Source organism: Sphaerisporangium sp. NPDC049002, assembly GCF_040649355.1.
GTDB lineage: Bacteria > Actinomycetota > Actinomycetes > Streptosporangiales > Streptosporangiaceae > Sphaerisporangium.
Window position 1 is genome coordinate 25,282 of the sequence record NZ_JBEZFH010000038.1, and the last position, 16,645, is coordinate 41,926.

Genomic DNA, 16,645 nt, shown 5'->3' on the forward strand with positions numbered 1-16,645 from the left:
ACATCGACAGAAGGGCCTGACCTGAGCCAACCGATCGTCCGGAAATCAGGCGTACTTTCGGCTGATAACCCTTCCGTTCGGGGCTTTTACATTGGTGATTCGGCGTCGGCAGCGGATCAACGCCGGGCGGGCGGTGGCTACAGCCTGTCGGTCACCTGAGGACGACGGCCGCTGTGCAGATCAGGGAGCGCCGTCGGCGAGGACCTGCGCCAGCGCGTGGGAGGCCTGGCGGATCATCCCGGGATTGGTGTCCCAGTAGTAGGGCATGGCGGCCACAGCCTGGGCGAGCGCCCAGCCTCGGCCACGCAGCCATGACGCGTCGTCGACCGCCAACTCCGCTCGGAACCGCTCGCGGCTGTGACCTGCGAAGACGTTCCACGCGGGTTGCAGGTCACACGCGGGGTCCCCCGTGTTGAGGCCGCCGAAGTCGATCACCGCCGACAGCCGGCCGTCCACGACGAGCAGGTTGCCCGGCAGCAGGTCGCCATGCACCCAGACGTCCGGCCCGTCCCATGCCGGGGCGTCCAGGGACTCCTGCCACGAACGGAGCGCGGCCGCGCCGTCGACGCGGTCGCCGAGCTGGGCGATCGACCGGCGGACATGCTCGTCGGCCTCCACGAGCGGCCCGCCTCGGGCGCCAGGAGCCCGCGGCTGCGCACCGGCCGTGTCGACCTGGCGCAACGCGGTCACGAACGCGGCCAGGTCGACGGCCGCCTGATCGAGGTCGTCGATCGTGCCGTTGGCGTTCTCGCCCGGCAACCACTCGTACACCGACCAGCCGAAAGGGTAGCCCTCGGCCGGATGCCCCATCGCGAGCTGCACCGGAACGGCGAGTGGCAGGTGCGGAGCGAGCTTCGGCAGCCACTCCGCCTCCTTCGCCGCTTGCGCGGTGGCCCATCCGATGCGCGGCAGCCGAGCGACCAGGTGGTCACCGAGCCGATAGATGTCGTGATCGGTGCCATACGACGCGACCGGCTCGACCGGCAGATCGGCCCAGTGCGGGAACTGGCCCGCGAGTAGGCGACGTACCAGTCCGACATCGGTTTCGATCTCATCGGCATGCATCTTCGTTGCGCCCATGCGCCCGCATCATCGCGGACGAGGCCTACCGCGGCAACCGGGTTTCGACGCCGGCGGCGGTGTTCCTGGGGAGATCGGCCGTGTCTTCGAGGTCCGCGATGAGCTTGGGCTTTCACGGCCGTCCCCGAGCCTCCGCGTGGCGCGCGGGGGCTCGGGGACGGGTCTGCTCTAGGAGGCCGTGCAGACGAGGGGGGACGGGGTGGCGTTACCGGATCCGTTGCCGAGGAAGCCGAATGTGGTGGTTCCGTTGACCGGGACGCTGCCGTTCCAGTTCAGGTTCGTGACCGAGACGCTGCTGCCGCTGCTCGAAAGGTTGCCGTTCCACAGCTGCGAGATCGTCTGTCCGCTGGAGAGCGTCCACTGGACCTTCCAGCCGCTGATCGAGGCCGTGCCGGCGTTCTTCACCGTGACCTCGGCCTGGAAACCGCCCTGCCACTGGCTGGTGACCTTGTAGGTGGCGGTACAGCCGACGTTGCCCGTGAACGTCGGGGTGGGCGTGGGAGTCGGAGTCCGGGTCGGAGTAGGCGTGGGAGTCGGGGTCGGCGTGGGGGTCCGGGTCGGGGTGGGGGTCGGGTTGCCGGTGGGCGGGGGCGCGGCGACGGCCAGGTCGTACGCCCGCTGCGGCACGAACTGTCCCGCGGGGCCGATGCAGCCGTCCGACTCGCCCGGAGGCTTCACCCAGAGGAACGCGTCGACCGCGGCGTCACCGGTGTTGGTCGTGCTCCAGGTGCCCGTGGCGCGGCCGGCCGGGTCGCACCACTCGCTGCCGGACGGGCCGTTGCCGTTACGGCTGGTGTCGATCACCGCGTGCAGCCTGGAGACGCCGGTCGAGGAGATGATGCTCTTCGCGTACGACACCAGGCCCGGGGTGGCCCGGTAGTTCGAGGTGTTCAGGGCGATGCCGTCGGCGCTGTTGGCGACGTCCGCGCCGTTCAGCCGGGACGCGGCCTCCGAGGGGGAGAGCCACGCGTCGTGGCCGATGTCGAAGTAGACCTTGACCTGGGAGGACGTCCCCCTGAACTTCTTGCCGGCATAGGCCATGGAGGCCTTCACGCTGGCCTGCTGGGTGGAGTCCATGCAGTTCGTCATGATCGCCAGAGCGTCTGGCTCCAGGATGATCGTCGCCGGGCGTCCGCCGAGGCCGGCCGCGATCTCGTCGATCCAGGCGCGGTACGCCGTGTGGTCGGGCGCCCCACCCGCGCTCGCGCCGCCGCAGTCACGGTTCGGCATGTCGTACACGACCATGATCGGGATCTTGCCCGCTGCCGCCGCCGCGCCGACGTACGTGTCGACCTGGCCGCGCACGGTGGTGGGGTTGTAGCTGGCGAACCACCGGCCCTGGGGGACGGCGGCGATCCTGTCCCTGATCACCGCGGTACGGCTGTCGCCGGGGTTGGCCGCCACCCATTTGGCCGCGTTGGTCTGCGGATCCACGTAGAAAGCGGAGTCGGCGGCCTGGGCGGCGGACGAGGTGAAGACGGCCGCCCCCGTCGCGGCCGTGGCGGCCAAGGCGGCGACGGCCGCCATCAAGGGCCTTCTGCGAGCCATGAATTACTCCCGTCCGGTACGGTGGGAGCGCTCCCACCAATTTCCCGGATCGTAGGTAGCCGCCAACGGTCCCCAGAAGGGCTTGATTATTAAGGCCGGGCTCTCAACTTAATAGCCGCAGGCAGGGCATGTCGACGCCTCATGTGCCAGGTGAAACTTTCATCACGGCACGCCGGGGCCCATTGTGACGCGGGTCTTCGACGGTCGGTGACGGGGCCGGTACTCATCGCCGATCCTCGGGCGAGGAGTTACAGCCTCATCGATTCGCTAGACCATACACTCACCTCTGTCGAACACGTCGAAAGCCAGGGAGGAACCCGGTGGGCGAACACCCGGACGGCGCGGGGCTGCGTGGCCGGTTCCGGGCGCAGGTCCGTGACGACGTCAAACGCCTCGCGCTGCGTCAGCTGGCCGAGAGCGGCCCGCAGGCCCTGTCGCTGAACGCCATCGCCAAGGAGCTCGGCGTGTCCGGGCCCGCCCTGTACCGGTACTTCGCCAACCGGGACAGCCTGCTCACCGACCTGGTCATCGACGCGTACCGCGATCTCGCCGCCGCGCTGGAGGCCGCGACCGCCTCGCGCGAGGACCCGGCCGCCCGCCTCGTGGCCCTCGTGCACGCCTACCGCGCCTGGGCTGTGGCCGAGCCTCACCGCTACCGGTTGCTGTTCCGGGCGCCCCTGCCCGGCTACGACGCGCAGTCCGAGCAGCTCGTCCACGCGTCGCAGCTCGCGATGAACGTCGCCGCCGGCGTCATGTCCGACCTCACCCGCACGGCTCCTCACCCCGTGCCGGGCCCTTTGGGGCCCCAGCTCGAACAGTGGGCCGAACGCCGCGGCCTGGCGGGGGTCACCGCGACCGCCGCGCTTCAGGCGACGACCCTCTGGGCTCGCCTGCACGGCTGGGTCACCCTGGAGATCGAGGGCAACTTCGCCTCCATGGGCCTCGACCCCGCCCCGCAGTACGACGCGGAGGCCGACGCCGTGATCCGCCCCTTCACCGTGTGACCGCCGCCGCGTCTCAGGTGACATCGCGCCCCTGAGAGCAGATCAACTCGGATGAGGGTAGCGGATGGACGCCATGGCCTTGGCAACGTACTCAAAGCGAAATGTCATAACCCATCCATAAAAATGGCGGTTTGTCCATGATTATGGGGATTTGTGTCGTCGCAAGTCGGAGGGGGTACGGGCCCTGGAACACGACAAGTTTCACCGCCGGCGGTAAGTGATCGTCAGGCCGCGCCGCAGGCGGCGAATCGGCCCCGATCACCGGTCGAGCCGCCGGTGGACCGAGATCGAAAAGCACATGTGGGGTTCACATGAGCGAAGAGTACGAGCGCAAGACCGACCGTCTCGCCGGAACACTCGGCTGGGCGAGCCTCGGCCTCGGGGCGGCGCAGCTCGCCGCGCCCGGTCCCATCACCCGCCTCGGCGGGCTGGACGACTCGCCCCAGGCCCGGGGCATCGTGCGGGTGGTCGGCGTCCGCGAGCTGTTCCACGCGATGGTCCTGCTGGGCGGCCGGAGACCCGCCCCCTGGGTGTGGACCCGGGTGGCGGGCGACGCCATGGACCTGGCGGTCCTCGGCCGCGCCATCGCCGTACGCGAGGACTGGAGGCGCCGTCGCGTCACGGCCGTCATGGTGGCGGTCGCGGGACTCACGGCCGTCGACCTGTACACGGCCATGCGGGCGAACCGGCGCGGGCCGAGCACCGAGCCGGCGGGCGTGAGGGAACTGCACGCGGCCATCACGGTCAACCGTCCCCGCCAGGAGGTGTACGAGTTCTGGCACGACTTCGAGAACCTTCCGCGCTTCATGGCGCATCTGGAGTCGGTGGAGGCGATCGGGGGCGGCTACTCGCACTGGAAGGCGATGGGGCCCGCGAGGAAGCGCATCGAGTGGGACGCCGAGATCGTCGACGACCGTCCGGGAGAGCTGATCGCCTGGAGGTCCACGGAGAGCGCCACCGTCCGTAACAGGGGCGCCGTGAGCTTCACCGACGCGCCCGGCGGGCGCGGCACGGAGGTGCGGGTGGAGATCGAGTACGACCCGCCGGGCGGCAAGGTCGGGCTCGCCTTCGCCAGGCTGCTCGGCGAGCACCCCGAGCAGCAGGTACGCGACGACCTGCGCCGGTTCAAGCAGGTCATGGAGACCGGCGAGGTGGTCCGTTCCGAGGGAAGCCCGGAGGGCGTCCGAGCGCTGCGGCAGGCCGTGCAGCGTCCCGCCCAGCCCGTGCGGTGAGACCGTCCCGCAGCCCGCGACGTGAGGAGGATCCCATGAAGGCCAACTGCTGGATGGGCCGGAACACCGTCGAGGTCCGGGAGGTCCCCGACCCCAGGATTCTGAACTCCCGAGACGCCATCGTCCGCATCACCTCGGCCGCGATCTGCGGCTCCGACCTGCATCTGTACGACGGCTTCATCCCGACCATGGAGAGGGGCGACATCCTCGGCCACGAGTTCATGGGGGAGGTCGTGGAAGTGGGCCCGGATGTGCCGAACCTGCGGGTCGGCGACCGGGTGGTGGTCCCCTTCCCGATCGCCTGCGGAAACTGCCTCGCCTGCGAGCACGGCATGTACTCGGTCTGCGAGAACAGCAATCCCAACGCGGGCCTGGCCGAGAAGCTCATGGGCCACGCTCCCGCGGGCGTCTTCGGCTACTCGCACATGCTGGGAGGCTTCCCGGGAGGCCAGGCGCAGTACGCGCGCGTGCCGTTCGCCGACGTGGGGCCGATCAAGATCGAGGACGACCTGCCGGACGAGCAGGTGCTGTTCCTGTCCGACATCTTCCCGACCGGCTGGATGGGCGCGGAGATGTGCGACATCAAGCCCGGCGACGTCATCGCGGTCTGGGGAGGCGGCCCTGTCGGCCAGTTCGCCATCGCCAGCGCCTTCCTGATGGGCGCCGAGCGGGTCATCTGCGTCGACCGCTTCCCTTACCGCCTCCAGATCGCCGCGAGCGCGGGTGCGGAGACGCTCGACTACGAGGAGGTCGACATCCCGGACGCGCTGCGCGACATGACCGCCGGCAGGGGCCCGGACGCGTGCATCGACGCGGTGGGCATGGAGGCTCACAACCCCATCGCCGCCGTGCACGCCTACGACCGGGCCAAGCAGGCGACGCGGATGGAGACCGACCGCCCGTACGCGCTGCGCGAGGCCATCCTGTCCTGCCGCAACGGCGGGATCGTCTCGGTGATCGGCGTCTACGCCGGTCTGGTGGACAAGTTCCCGATGGGCTCGTTCATGAACCGGTCCCTGACGATGAGGACCGGCCAGTGCCACGTCCAGCGGTACATGGAACCTCTGCTCGGGAGGATCCGCGCCGGGGACATCGACCCCAGCTTCGTCATCACCCATGAGATGCGGCTGGAGGACGCCCCGCGCGGATACGAGATGTTCAAGCACAAGGAGGACGGCTGCAACAAGATCGTCCTCAAGCCGTAGCGGGCTGGGCCCGGATCGCCGGTACGGACGCGCGGCGGCACGTCCACGATCGACGGCCCCGACCAGGAGGGCCATCGCCGCGGCGCCGAGCGACCCGCCCAGCACCAGCGGGATCCTCGGACCCCTGCGGGTGATCAGTATGGCGCCGGCAAGGTCGGCCGCGAGGTTGCCTCGCGGCCGGCCACCGCGTCCCGTGGGACGAGCCGTCCTTACGGCCCAGCATGACGATGCCGCCGGCGCATCCGAAGCCTTTCTCCAGAGAACCGGTCACCAGGGTCAGCGGATTGAGGATTGAGCTCGCCGATATGCGGCTTGACGTACCCCTCACCCTTGTCCCCCAGACGGAAATGGCGTGCGGGTCGTCGAACCACAGGAAGAGCCCGTATTTGTCCTGCAGCACAAGAAGCTCGGGAAGGTTCCCCGCCCCGCCCATCGAGTAGGCGCCGTCGGCTATATACGCGACCCTCGGATGATGAATTCGCGCCGTCCGCCGAATCGGTCGGCACGCCGCCAGGGCCGTTTCTCACAAAGAGGTCTGCCAGGCCGGGGGAGCAGATGAATGCGGCGGACATGAGATCGACCGGCTCGCCTGAGCCGTCACGGCCCGCACCGCGTCACTTCGAGCGAATAGAACATTTCTGCCTTCGAGGTTATCGCAATAGAGGTACCAGCCCCGTTCGATCGATGTCAACAGCGCGCGTTTAATGCCGGACGTCGCCGATAGCGAATCGCGTCGGGGTAGGGGTTGACAGGTCCTCGCCCGAATCTAGGGGTTGCCACCGAATCGCGTCCTTTGAAATGAAAGGTGAGCAATCTGGAAGAAGACGCGCATGAGACGCGGGTGCGAGGTTTCTGTTGGCGAACATCTCGCCCGGGGGTGCGTCGCGGGTCGCGGGGGACCTCGCCCCGGCTGTGCACTGATTGGGGTACTGATGCTGAACCGACGACGATTACTGGCGCTCGGTGCCGCCGCCGGCGGAGCGATGCTGCTGCCGTTCACGAAGTCGGCTCCGGCCGGCGCGAAGGGCGACGAGCCCCTGAGCAAGGAATATCTCCTGGGCAACCGGACCGCCCGCACCGTACGGCCGGCCCTCGCACCGTTCACGACTCAGATGCCCGTCTCGACGGTGCTCCAGCCGACGCAGTCGGCCGGCGTGGACATCTACAGGATTCCCATCCAGGCGGCCAACGCCCAGATCCTGCCCGGCGTCCAGACCCCCGTGCTCACGTACGGCGGCCAGCTCGTCGGCCCCACCATCCGGGCCAAGACCGGGCGCCGGGTGAAGGTCATGTTCCAGAACCAGATCGACATGCCGGCGAACGTCCACCTGCACGGCGGCCACGTGCCCGCGGTCAGCGACGGTCACCCGATGGACGTCATCCAGCCCGGCCAGGCGCGCGTGTACGACTACCCGAACACGCAGCAGGGCGCGACGCTGTGGTACCACGACCACGCCCACCACATGGAGGCCGAGCACGTCTACCGGGGCCTGCATGGCATGTACGTGATCGAGGACGACAGCGAGAAGTACCTCGGCCTGCCCTCCGGGGCGTACGACGTGCCGATCCTGCTCCGCGACGCGGAGTTCGACGCCAGCGGCGCGCTGGTCTTCGCCGACCCGGCCAACCGCACCACGATCCTCGCCAACGGGAAGGTGCAGCCGTTCTTCCCGGTCGCGGCGCGCAAGTACCGGTTCCGGTTGCTCAACGCCTCCAACGAGCACGTCTTCCAGCTGAACCTCGGCGGCCAGACGATGACGAAGATCGCCACCGACGGCGGGCTGCTCCCCGCGCCCGTACAGGTGACCGAGCTGGCGCTCGCCTCGGCCGAGCGAGTGGAGGTCGTCGTCGACTTCTCCCGCTACCCGGTCGGCACCAAGCTGGTGCTCTCCAACGGCAGCGACCCCGTGCTGAGGTTCGACGTGGTGCGGCAGGCCTCGGACAGCAGCCGCGTCCCCTCTGTGCTCCGCGCGCTTCCCGCCCTTCCGGCCGCGACGGTCGTCCGGGACGTGGCCATGAGCTTCGACCTGTCGGGCACCGACCCCGTCGGCATGATCAACGGCAAGGCGTTCGACCCGAACCGGGTCGACTTCCAGATCAAGCGGGGCAGCACCGAGATCTGGAACATCATCAACGCCGAGACCTTCCCCCTCGACCACACGTTCCACCTGCACCTTGAGCAGTTCAGGGTGCTGCAGCGCAACGGCGGCGCGCCGCTGCCGCAGGACGCGGGCCTCAAGGACACCGTGCTCGTCCCGCCGGGCGGGTCGGTGAAGATCCAGGCCACGTTCCGCGACTTCCTCGGGAAGTACATGTACCACTGCCACTTCCTGGAGCACTCATCGATCGGGATGATGGGCCAGATGGAGATCATCCCGTAGACGCGCGGGCGAGGGCCCCTGGCGGACGGATCAGGGGCCCGAGCGCGTGCGCCGGCCGCAGGCACCGCCCTCATCCGGGAACCGGAACGCCCGCGCCCGCCGATATCGAGATGCGTGGAACCGCCCGCGCTGGATACCCTCCGCGAGAAGGCTGGGGAGGAATCTGTCGTGGCGCATGTAGAGGTCGGCCGTCTGACGTACGTACTGCCGGATGGGCGCCCGTTGCTGAACGAGGTCTCCTTCCGCATCGGGGAAGGCGTCAAGGCGGCGCTGGTCGGGCCCAACGGAGCGGGCAAGACCACGCTGATGCGCCTGATCGCGGGCGATGCGCGGCCCGTCGAGGGCAGCGTCGCAAGCTCCGGGGGCCTCGGCATCATGCGCCAGTTCATCGGCAGCATCCGTGACGGACGCACCGTCCAGGACCTGCTCCTGTCGGTCGCCCCCGAGCGGGTGCGCGTGGCGGCGAGCAAGCTCAACGAGTCCGAGCTCGCCATGATGGAGCGCGAGGACGAGAAGACCCAGATGCGCTACGCCCAGGCGATCACCGACTACACCGACGCCGGCGGCTACGACATCGAGGTGCTCTGGGACACCTGCACGATGGCCGCCCTCGGCGCCCCCTACGACAACGTGAAGTACCGCGAGGTCAACACCCTCTCGGGCGGTGAGCAGAAGCGGCTGGTGCTGGAGGCTCTGTTCCGCGGGCCCGACCAGACCCTGCTCCTCGACGAGCCCGACAACTACCTCGACGTGCCGGGCAAGCTCTGGCTCGAACAGGCTCTCAGGGAGACCTCCAAGACCGTTCTGCTCGTCTCCCACGACCGGCAGTTGCTGGCGAACGCCGCCGACCGCATCGTCACCGTCGAGTCGGGCAACGTGTGGATCCACGGCGGCGGCTTCACCACCTACGCGGCGGCGCGCAGGGAGCGCAACGAGCGCCTCGACGAGCTGCGCCGCCGCTGGGACGAGGAGCACGCCAAGATCAAACGCCTGGTCACCATGCTCAAGCAGAAGGCCACGTACAACGACGGCATGTCCTCGGCCTACCACGCGGCCCAGACCCGCCTGAGGCGGTTCGAGGAGGCCGGGCCGCCCGAGGAGGCGCCCAAGGATCAGCTCATCAGCATGCGGCTGCGCGGGGGCCGCACGGGCAAGCGCGCGGTGATCTGCGAGGGCCTTGAGCTGACCGGTCTCATGCGGCCGTTCGACCTGGAGGTCTGGTACGGCGAGCGGATCGCGGTGCTCGGGTCCAACGGCTCGGGGAAGTCCCACTTCCTCCGCCTCATCGCGGGCGAGGAGATCCGGCACACGGGGGTGGCGCGGCTGGGGGCCCGGGTCGTTCCCGGGCACTTCGCCCAGACGCACAGCCGGCCGGAGCTCCAGGGCCGGACGCCCTGCGAGATCGTCATGTCCGAGCACGCCCGGCTGAAGAACGAGGCGATGAAGGCCCTGGCCCGCTACGAGCTGGCGGGGAGCATCGCAGAGCAGCGCTTCGAGACGCTCTCGGGCGGCCAGCAGGCCAGGTTGCAGATCCTGCTGCTGGAGCTGTCGGGGGCGACGCTGCTGCTCCTGGACGAGCCGACCGACAACCTCGACCTCGCCAGCGCGGAGGCGCTGCAGGAGGGGCTCGACCAGTTCGCGGGCACGGTGCTCGCGGTCACCCACGACCGGTGGTTCGCCGCGGACTTCGACCGTTATCTGGTCTTCGGCTCCGACGGCCGGGTGTACGAGGCGCCGGAGCCGGTGTGGGACGAGGCCCGGGTGGTTCGCGAGCGCTGACCGCGGACACACCGGCAGGAGGTGTGGAGGCGTTAAAGACCTGGTACGGCCTGCGCGTGTCGGAGGAGTCGCGTATGACGAACCGGGCTATGACGGCCTTGTGACCCAGCGTAGTCGAAACACGACAGCACTCGTACTCGGACTCGGGGTAGTGGCGGCAACGACGCTCCTGGCCGGGTGCGGCGGCGACGAGGCACGGCCCAAGCAGTCGCTCAAACCGCTCGTCATCAAGGAACAGACCTCATCGGTCAGCCAGGGCACCGGTGGCTACGTGGTGACCTGGGCGGGCGTCATCAGCAACCCGAACCGGTGGCACTTCGGCGAGAACGTCGCCGCCACCGTGGTCGGGCGGGACGCGGCCGGCAGGGAGGTCGTCCGCATGGAGCAGCCGCTGGACGCCGTGCCCCCGGCCGGGTCGCTCAAGTTCACCGGCCAGGCCATGGCCTCGGCCAAGCCGGTCGACGTGAAGGTGGCCTACAAGCCGGCGCAGTGGCGGGAGGCGGCGCGGATCCCGTCGGCGTTCGTCCCGTTCCCGGTCTCCTCGCCCAACACCGAGAAGCTGGGAAACGGCTCCTACCTCGTGACCGGCGCGGTCGGGAACCCCTACGCGAAGGCCGCGACCAGCCTCGTGGTCACCGCGCTGCTCAGGGACAAGGACGGAAAGCTCGTCGGCGGCGCCAGCACGTACGTGGACGACGTCCACGCCGGGGCTCCCCGCCGGTTCGTGCTGACCGTGGACAGCCTCAACGGCGCGGGGCCGGTGGCCCGTACGGACATCACCGCCCGCACGTGGGGATCGAGCGGCCGGCCGTACGAGGAGCTCGCCATGAGCGGCGCCGTGCCGCCCAGCATGGACAAACCGAAGACGCCTCCGTTCGCGAGGGATCGCGGGTCCCAGGCGATGCCGGTCGACCGCCGGCCGTGAGCGCCGGGCTGACGATTCCCACTTCCGGTGGCGACCGGCCCGCCCCGCTATGGATCTTGAAATCACCAGGGGGTTACGGTACTTACATGACTTCCCCCCGGATTGTCCTGTTCGGTGCGACCGGGTTCACCGGTCGGCTCACCGTCGAGGCGCTCCTGGCCCGCGGTGTCCATCCTCTGCTGGCCGGACGCGACGAGGCGAGGCTGGAGGCGCTGGCCTCCTCACTGCCGGTGGAGCTGCGGACCGCCGTCGCGGACGTGAGCCGTCCTGCGACGCTACGGCGGATCATCGAGCCCGGGAACGTGCTGATCTCCACAGTGGGGCCGTTCGCCCGCTGGGGGGAGCCCGCCGTCGAGGCCGCGATCGAGGCCGGCGGCGTCTACCTGGACTCGACCGGGGAGCCGACGTTCATCCGGCGCATCTTCCAGCGGTACGGCCCGGCCGCCGCCGCGTCGGGCGCCACGTTGCTCACGGCCTTCGGATATGACTATGTACCGGGAAACCTCGCGGCGTCGCTGGCACTTCGGAAGGCGGGCCCAGAAGCAGTTCGCGTGGATATCGGGTATTTCATCCAGGGCAATATGGCCCGGCGGGCAAGCGCGGGGACGCGGGCGTCCGCCCTGGGAATGCTCCTCGAACCGATGTACGGCTTCCGTTATGGCCGCATTCTTCGCGAGCATGGGCGTACCCGGGCATTTATCGTGAATGGCCGCCGCAGGCATGGGCTCTCCGTGGGGGCCTCCGAGCATTTCGCCCTGCCCCGTATGTATTCGGGGCTGCGCGAGGTCAATGTCTACCTGGGCTGGCTCGGCGGGCTGACCAGGGCCGCCGGGGTGCTGTCGAGGGCGACGCCCTTCATCGCGGCGATCCCCGGCGCCAAACGGGTCACCGAGGCCGTCGCCGACCGGGTGATCCAGTCGGGGAGGGACGACTCGCCGGTGCCGAGCGGCGAGGGGGTCACGTCCCAGATCGTCGCGGAGGCCTACGACAGGGGCGGCAGGAAGCTCTCCACGGTCGAACTGCGCGGTGGCGACCCGTACGACTTCACCGCGCGCGCTCTGGCGTGGGCGGCCGTCACCGCCGCCACCGACGGCGTGGCGTCCGCGGGAGCCGTGGGGCCGGTGGAGGCCTTCGGCCTCGAAGGCCTCACGCAGGGCTGCGTGGAGGCGGGGCTGGTCGCGGCGTGACCGTGTTGCGTGGAGGCGGGACTGGTCCCGGCGTGACCGGCGGTGCGTGGAGGCGGGGCTGAGTTCGGCGGCGTGACCGGCCGGCGCCGTCCCCAGCTCCTGTCATCGCCCCTGTCATCGCCCCTGTCTCGTCATGACCGGTCATGTCAGGCGAAATGTGTATATCGAGAGACGCGCGGCTGTGTGAGAATCGGCCTGGCGGCATGGTGAATAGGCGCGAGGCCCCCGACCTGCGCTTCCTTCGCTACCCGCACTTAATGGTGATATGTCGAATTTGATGGCCATATTAGATGCCGGCGACCGCGAGCAATCTTGCTGGCTTTCATTACGATATTAATACAACGCTTGTCATTGTCCGGGAAACGGTGGAGCGAGCAGTTACCAAGCCTTTACTGTCGGTTATATGAATGACAGCGTCCTGGTCGAGGCACTCCGCGCCCGCGATCCTGGTGCCCTCGCTGCCCTCTACGACACCTATGCCGAGAGCATCTACAGATACGCCCGTGCCGTGCTCGAAAGCTCTGACAGCGCGCAGGTCGCGCTCCGCGACACCTTGATCGCGGCAGAGGCGCACGTCCACGCGCTGGCCGACCCCGAGCGGCTGCGTGTCTGGCTCTACGCACTGGCAAGAGGGGAGTGTTTCCGCAGGCTTTCGGTCATCCCGCCGGGCGACGGCGAGGAGACCGTGCCGGGCGCCCCGGTGGTGCCGGAGGCTCCGGACGGCGACCTCCGCCTGGTGGCGGTGAACGCCGTGGGGGCCCTGTCCGTCGAAGAGCGCGAGATCCTCGACCTGCTCACCCGCCACGCCATCCCCGAGCACGAGCTCGCCACCGTGCTCGGCACCACGGCCGAACGGGCCGACCACCTCCGCCAGGCCGCCGGCGAGCGCCTGCAGGACCTCGTCACCACCGAGATCGTCGCGCGGAACTCCTCGCACGACTGCGAGGGAAGGGCGCGCATCCTCGACGGGCTCTCCGGCTTCCTCGACGAGGAGACCCGCGAGCGGCTCCTCCGGCACATCGAGGACTGCGCCGTCTGCGCCCCCCATCGCGAGCGCCAGGTGTCCGCGGCCAAGGTCTTCGACCTGCTCCCGCGGGCGGAGCTGCCCGAGACCCTGCGCGTGCGCGTGATGAGCTGTTTCATCGACCCCGAGCTGGTCCCTTACCGGCGGTTCGTCGCACGTCGCACGGGGTTGCTCGATGCCGGCGGGTTTCCCGTTCACGAGACCAAAGGGCCTCGGCGCTGGCCTCAGGCTCTTGCGGGCGCTGTGGCGGCGGTCGCGATCATCGCCGCCGCCGTAGTCTTCGCCGGCGCGCTGCGCCAGGCCGACGACCCGCTCGCGCGCGGCGCGTACATCTTCCCCACGCATGGCTCACCGCCCGGCGGAGCCCAAGCCCCGGGCCCCGGCAAGACCGTGGCGCCCGTCGCCGACGGCGCGCCGGCCCTTCCCCTGCTCTCTCCCGGGGCCGCCGCACACTCTCCCGGGGCCGCGGCGCCCGTCGCCGTCCTGCGGCCCGGAGGTAAGGCCGCCATCCCGACGGCGCCGCTGCCGAAGCCACCAGGCTCCGCACCCACGCCGGTCCCGAGGCTGCCGGCGCCCTCGTCCTCTCCCACCTCGCGGCCGGCCGGAACCCCGCCCGCGGCCCCGACCATCGTGCCAACCGTGCCCACCGTTCCCGCGCCTCCCATGACGCCCCCGCCGACGCCTCCCCCGCCGCCGAGGGAGCATCCGAGCGGCGGGCCGGCGCCGACGCCCAGCCACCAGCACAACCCCGTCCCCACTCCCTGTCCTTCGTCCACCCGGCCCGCGCCGTCCCCTTCCTCCACCTCGCCGCCCGCCACCGTCGCGCCGCCCGCCACCGTCGCCCCGTCCGCGACCCCGGCGCCGAGCTTCTCTCACCGTCACGCGGGGCACAGGGTCGTGGAGGAGGCTCCCATCGAGGCCGCGGCGGCCGGTGTTCAGCGTCCGTGACGACGCGCATCTGGGCCGCAGGGTGTTCCCGCACCCGATCGCGCCCGAGCTGACCGGCCTCGTGCCCCGCATTCACCGCGCCGACTGGCCGGTGTGGCTCGATCCGGGGCCGCGCATGCTGCGCGACGTGCTGGAGCTGTGCCGCCTGCAGACGGCGCGGGGCCTGGCCGTGCTGTCCTGGCTGTCAGATGGCCAGGTCCCCGGCGACATCGCCTGGATGTGGCCGGGGCGCCGCCTCACCGGGCCCCGGCAGCACCTCATGTACGCCGCCGCCGCCGGGATCCCCGACGTCGCGCTCGGCCTGGTGGTCTCCAACTGGACCTGGGTGCTCGACACCCGGTTCGCGGGCCAGGTCACGGCCCCTTATCTCGCCGGCACCGCCTATCCCGACGACGGGTACACCGCCGCCCAGGCGACCGTGACGCTGATGCGCATCTGGGAACGGCACGCGGAGGCGCGCCCGGCGCTGGGAGCGGCCTGGGCGGCGAGCCGCACGATCGCCGACTGGTGCAAGGCGGCCGAGCTGCGCGCGGCGTACGGCCGTGAGGCGCCCGTCTTCACCTACCCCCGGGGTCCCGTCCCCCCGCCCGCCGGCGTGCGCCCGTGGATAACGCGCCTGTTCCGCCTTGCCTGATTACAGAAAGTGACAAAGGGCGTGTGCGCGATGTGACCATGGGGAAGCTGTGGATTATGTGGCGCCATGGTGCTTACTTCGGGCTTCTCAAGAGCCCGCCGCCGGCGGTCGCCGACGGCGGTTCACATGAAAGGGGACGACGCGGGCGAGGGTCAGTGCTGGCCCTTGACCGGATGTCCCTCGGCCTCTTCGGGCTCGACGTGATCGAGATGGCGCTTGATCGAGCGGTGGATCTCGATCTCGGCCTCCACCCGGCCGACCCAGTTGGCGCCCTCGACGGACTTGCCGGGCTCCAGGTCCTTGTAGACCTCGAAGAAGTGCTGGATCTCCAGCCGGTCGAACTCGGGCACGTGGTGGATGTCGCGGATGTGCTCCATGCGAGGGTCGGTGGCGGGGACGCAGAGGACCTTGTCGTCTCCGCCCTTCTCGTCGGTCATCCGGAACATCCCCACCGCGCGGCAGCTGATCAGGCAGCCGGGGAAGGTCGGTTCCTGGAGGAGCACGAGGGCGTCGAGCGGGTCGCCGTCCTCACCGAGGGTGTCCTCGATGAAGCCGTAGTCGGCGGGGTACTGCGTGGAGGTGAAAAGAAGGCGGTCCAGCCGGATCCGGCCTGTCTTGTGATCAACCTCGTACTTGTTGCGTTGTCCCTTAGGGATCTCAACGACAACGTCGAACTCCACTGCGGTTCCTCCGCTCAAGCCCCCCGGGTAGTCCCGGACGGGCGTTAATGTCTCGTAGGCGTATATCCAGGATGACGCATGCGGGAAAGAGGTCGGTGAGGTGGTGCGGCGCGAGCGCTTGGTCGCGGTGGCGACCCTCGCCCTGCTTCAGGCGTTCGTCTGCGCCATGGGCGCGTTCGTACTCGCGGGCGGGCTGGACGGCCTGACCGCCAAGCCGCCAGGCAAGGCCGCCCCGCCGACCAGGGCTCCCGTCGCCATCGTGACGGCGGGACCGGTGCTGGCGCCGCCTCCCGGTGGATCTCCCCCGGGAAAGGGTACTTTGGCCGCGCGGCTCGCCCACGCGCTCGGCGATTCCGCGCTGGGCGACAACGTCGGCGCGGTGGTCCTCGACATCGCAGGAGGCACCACGCTCTTCGGCAGCAAGGCCGACACCGGCGTCACGCCCGCCTCCACGACCAAGGTCGTGACGGCCGTCGCCGCGCTGACCTCCCTGGGCCCCGACACCCGGGTGGCCACGCGCGTCGTCCAGTCCAAGGCAGGCGCGATCACGCTGGTCGGCGGGGGCGATCCCCTGCTCACCGGGCCAAAAGCCGGTAAAGATTCCGACTATCCTCGGTCCGCCTCGCTCGTGGCGCTCGCGTCCCGTACGGCCAGGGCGCTCAAGGCCGCGGGCGTCGCCTCGGTCAGCCTCAGCTACGACGACTCGCTCTTCTCGGGCCCGCGCACCGCTCCGGGCTGGAAGCCGGGCTACGTGCCCGAGGGCAGCGTCGCCCCCGTGACCGCTCTGATGATCGACGAGGGCCGCCAGGACCCCCGGGGCTCCGCCCGCCACCCCGACCCGCCGAGGTCGGCGGCCGAGGCGTTCGGCTCCCTGCTGGCCAGGTACGGCGTCAAGGTCGGCAAGTCGATCAGGCGGGCCAAGACGGCCGCGACCGCCACGGAGATCGCCAGAGTCGAGTCACCGCCGGTGTACGCGCTCGTCGAGCACATGCTGACCTTGAGCGACAACGACGTCGCC

The 16,645-nt window shown here is 69.9% G+C and carries 13 protein-coding genes; 10 read left to right on the forward strand and 3 right to left on the reverse strand.

Annotated features, from left to right (window positions below):
- Window positions 1–180: 180 nt before the first annotated feature.
- Window positions 181–1,080, reverse strand: a complete 900-nt coding sequence (locus AB0B89_RS11105) for an aminoglycoside phosphotransferase family protein (RefSeq protein WP_358551027.1) — start codon at window positions 1,078–1,080, stop codon at window positions 181–183.
- A 168-nt stretch (window positions 1,081–1,248) separates the two neighbouring features.
- Window positions 1,249–2,628 (reverse strand): glycoside hydrolase family 6 protein, encoded by a 1,380-nt coding sequence (locus AB0B89_RS11110; RefSeq protein ID WP_358551029.1) that lies wholly within the window; start codon window positions 2,626–2,628, stop codon window positions 1,249–1,251.
- A gap of 320 nt (window positions 2,629–2,948) precedes the next feature.
- Between AB0B89_RS11110 and AB0B89_RS11115 the strand changes: the two genes are divergently transcribed.
- From AB0B89_RS11115 to AB0B89_RS11155, 9 genes are all read left to right on the forward strand, one after another.
- Complete coding sequence (locus AB0B89_RS11115; protein WP_358551031.1) at window positions 2,949–3,632, forward strand: TetR/AcrR family transcriptional regulator; 684 nt, start codon at window positions 2,949–2,951, stop codon at window positions 3,630–3,632.
- 311 nt (window positions 3,633–3,943) lie between these two features.
- Complete coding sequence (locus AB0B89_RS11120; protein WP_358551033.1) at window positions 3,944–4,864, forward strand: SRPBCC family protein; 921 nt, start codon at window positions 3,944–3,946, stop codon at window positions 4,862–4,864.
- A 35-nt stretch (window positions 4,865–4,899) separates the two neighbouring features.
- Complete coding sequence (locus AB0B89_RS11125) at window positions 4,900–6,069, forward strand: zinc-dependent alcohol dehydrogenase (RefSeq protein WP_358551035.1); 1,170 nt, start codon at window positions 4,900–4,902, stop codon at window positions 6,067–6,069.
- 932 nt (window positions 6,070–7,001) lie between these two features.
- A complete protein-coding gene (locus AB0B89_RS11130; protein ID WP_358551037.1) occupies window positions 7,002–8,450 on the forward strand; it encodes a multicopper oxidase family protein in 1,449 nt (482 codons plus the stop codon).
- 168 nt (window positions 8,451–8,618) lie between these two features.
- Complete coding sequence (locus AB0B89_RS11135; RefSeq protein ID WP_358551039.1) at window positions 8,619–10,229, forward strand: ATP-binding cassette domain-containing protein; 1,611 nt, start codon at window positions 8,619–8,621, stop codon at window positions 10,227–10,229.
- 151 nt (window positions 10,230–10,380) lie between these two features.
- The gene (locus AB0B89_RS11140) at window positions 10,381–11,154 is read left to right on the forward strand and encodes an FxLYD domain-containing protein (protein ID WP_358551041.1); all 774 of its coding nucleotides are present in this window, start codon (window positions 10,381–10,383) and stop codon (window positions 11,152–11,154) included.
- 86 nt (window positions 11,155–11,240) lie between these two features.
- Complete coding sequence (locus AB0B89_RS11145) at window positions 11,241–12,341, forward strand: NAD(P)H-binding protein (protein ID WP_358551043.1); 1,101 nt, start codon at window positions 11,241–11,243, stop codon at window positions 12,339–12,341.
- Between the two features lie 403 nt (window positions 12,342–12,744).
- Entirely contained in the window at window positions 12,745–14,313 is a 1,569-nt protein-coding gene (locus tag AB0B89_RS11150; RefSeq protein WP_358551045.1) for a hypothetical protein, read from the forward strand.
- Window positions 14,297–14,947: a hypothetical protein gene (locus AB0B89_RS11155; RefSeq protein WP_358551047.1), complete on the forward strand. Its 651-nt coding sequence runs from the start codon at window positions 14,297–14,299 to the stop codon at window positions 14,945–14,947. The genes AB0B89_RS11150 and AB0B89_RS11155 overlap by 17 nt, the downstream gene beginning before the upstream one ends.
- A 152-nt stretch (window positions 14,948–15,099) precedes the next feature.
- Here the strand turns inward: AB0B89_RS11155 and AB0B89_RS11160 are convergent, their stop codons facing one another.
- Complete coding sequence (locus AB0B89_RS11160) at window positions 15,100–15,627, reverse strand: inorganic diphosphatase (protein WP_358551049.1); 528 nt, start codon at window positions 15,625–15,627, stop codon at window positions 15,100–15,102.
- Between the two features lie 103 nt (window positions 15,628–15,730).
- Here AB0B89_RS11160 and AB0B89_RS11165 point away from each other — a divergent pair.
- Window positions 15,731–16,645, forward strand: a 915-nt coding sequence (locus AB0B89_RS11165) for a D-alanyl-D-alanine carboxypeptidase (RefSeq protein WP_358551051.1), incomplete at its 3' end; no start/stop codon positions are given.

What these genes read in the sequence shown, in the direction of transcription:
- AB0B89_RS11105 (WP_358551027.1), bottom strand. Translation starts at nt 1,080, where the DNA reads ATGGGCGCAACGAAGATGCATGCCGATGAGATCGAAACCGATGTCGGA.
- AB0B89_RS11110 (WP_358551029.1), bottom strand. Translation starts at nt 2,628, where the DNA reads ATGGCTCGCAGAAGGCCCTTGATGGCGGCCGTCGCCGCCTTGGCCGCC.
- AB0B89_RS11120 (WP_358551033.1), top strand. Translation starts at nt 3,944, where the DNA reads ATGAGCGAAGAGTACGAGCGCAAGACCGACCGTCTCGCCGGAACACTC.
- AB0B89_RS11125 (WP_358551035.1), top strand. Translation starts at nt 4,900, where the DNA reads ATGAAGGCCAACTGCTGGATGGGCCGGAACACCGTCGAGGTCCGGGAG.
- AB0B89_RS11130 (WP_358551037.1), top strand. Translation starts at nt 7,002, where the DNA reads ATGCTGAACCGACGACGATTACTGGCGCTCGGTGCCGCCGCCGGCGGA.
- AB0B89_RS11145 (WP_358551043.1), top strand. Translation starts at nt 11,241, where the DNA reads ATGACTTCCCCCCGGATTGTCCTGTTCGGTGCGACCGGGTTCACCGGT.
- AB0B89_RS11150 (WP_358551045.1), top strand. Translation starts at nt 12,745, where the DNA reads ATGAATGACAGCGTCCTGGTCGAGGCACTCCGCGCCCGCGATCCTGGT.